Raw genomic sequence first — 1,587 nt, 5'->3', positions numbered from 1 at the left:
TTTGCCGCTCGCTTCCTTCAGATTCCGCGTCACCACGGACACCCTTGCGTTAAGCTAACTGTTACTTCTGCCTTCACAGTTCGGGACTTACACCCTATAGATTACACCCATGCCAGGCGCACTAATATTTGGTGTTGGTGAGTAAAAACCAGCACCAATTTTTTTGAACAAAAAAAATGAGACAGTGACAAAACTCTGGTAAAATGTAATCGACCAAAACCACATTTACAAGGAGTGATGTCACATGTCTCATCATTATTCTATACGTAATTTATTAAATATTAAAGATAAAAATATCACATTTGATGAAAATTTTTGTGCAGAAGAACTCATTAAAGGGGTCCAATCAAAAGTCTTTTATGGCCAATTAACTTACCAACCAAAAGTGTTTTTGGCAAGTAGAAAATGTATGAAATGGCAATTAAAAATGCATACATACACTTGCCAAATTCCATGGTTAACGTTGAGAGATTGAGTCTTTGTATCGGTGACTTTCACCATTGAAGATGATTAAATAAGAATGATGAATCAGCCGATCAATGACGGCCTCTGTTAAAATGGGATCGCCAAAGACATTATTCCATTGGCTAAAAGGTAAATTGGTTGTCACAATGATGCTTTTGGTTTCATAACACATGGAAATAACTTGAAATAATAACTCTGCCCCCTGTTTATGCAATGGAATATAGCCCAATTCATCAAGAATCAAGAGATCCAACTTTTCGATTTGATTGAGAAATTTACCAAGGTCACCTTTTTCATTGGCCTCCAATAAAGCATTGACAATGGAGGCGGCCGTATAGAACTTCACTCTTTTTCCTTGTTTTTTCATCAAATTGAGGGCGATGAGAGTGGAAAGGAATGTTTTACCGGTTCCCACTCCGCCATAGAAGATAAGGTTTTCCTGATTTTTCGTAAACTCACCTTCTAAAATATAATCTTTTGTGATGCCTGGGGCTAGTTGAATCTCCCGCCAATCATAAGGTTTATTTGGAATTTTCGGCAATGTCGCCTGTTTTAGTAGTAAATTTATCCTTCTCTCATCTCGATGCTGCACTTCTCGTTCAAACAGCTTCAGTAAAAATTCCTCATTTGTTTCCGCATGGATGGTATGATAATTGGCTGGAATCCAGCTTAATTTTAGTCTTTTGGCATATTCCTTAATCATTTGTTCCATGATGCCACATCTCCTTGGGATTCGAATAGGCGGTCATAATGCCTTACTCCTCGGATGGCTTCCGGCATATCTGGAACGTGTTTTTTCGGTTGAATTGGCTCTCGTATACCTCTTCCATTGATTAATTGATAAAATACCTGTTTAATCGATTCTACTTTCGGATGACCATACTGGGAGGCAATCCTCAAAGCCTGTGTCGAAACTTCGAAATCATGTTCTTTTAGTAAAACAGCTAGTAGTTGTAATGCTTCCTTCTTTTCTTGAACGGTACAATTGGAAAAATAATTTTTCCATTCTTCCGGCATCTTTTCATAGAAATCCGTATATTTTAATGCATTTGGCCTTTTGGCCATTAACGTAAGATATGGTTGCCATTTCATTGATTTTTGTTTTGTGCCATATAAACGCTC

2 protein-coding genes and 1 pseudogene are annotated in these 1,587 nt (G+C 37.6%); 1 reads left to right on the top strand and 2 read right to left on the bottom strand.

All coding sequences use genetic code 11. The features are described from left to right. The first annotated feature begins 244 nt into the window (after nt 1–244). Nucleotides 245–475: a hypothetical protein gene (locus HF990_RS14755; protein ID WP_168412886.1), complete on the top strand. Its 231-nt coding sequence runs from the start codon at nt 245–247 to the stop codon at nt 473–475. Here HF990_RS14755 and istB read toward each other — a convergent pair. Next, nucleotides 458–1,177: an IS21-like element helper ATPase IstB gene (gene istB / locus HF990_RS14750; protein ID WP_168412885.1), complete on the bottom strand. Its 720-nt coding sequence runs from the start codon at nt 1,175–1,177 to the stop codon at nt 458–460. The genes HF990_RS14755 and istB overlap by 18 nt on opposite strands. Then, nucleotides 1,165–1,587: pseudogene (locus HF990_RS14745) on the bottom strand (IS21 family transposase); the annotation flags it as partial. The gene istB and the pseudogene HF990_RS14745, both read right to left, overlap by 13 nt.

The organism is Ureibacillus thermosphaericus (genome assembly GCF_012396605.1).
GTDB classification, from domain to species: Bacteria; Bacillota; Bacilli; order Bacillales_A; family Planococcaceae; genus Ureibacillus; species Ureibacillus thermosphaericus.
Note: the sequence above shows the minus strand (reverse complement) of the source record. Positions and strands in the feature narration are given on the sequence as shown.

Excerpts from the sequence above, each read along its gene's own strand:
- HF990_RS14755 (WP_168412886.1), top strand. The coding sequence starts at position 245 with ATGTCTCATCATTATTCTATACGTAATTTATTAAATATTAAAGATAAA.
- istB (WP_168412885.1), bottom strand. The coding sequence starts at position 1,177 with ATGGAACAAATGATTAAGGAATATGCCAAAAGACTAAAATTAAGCTGG.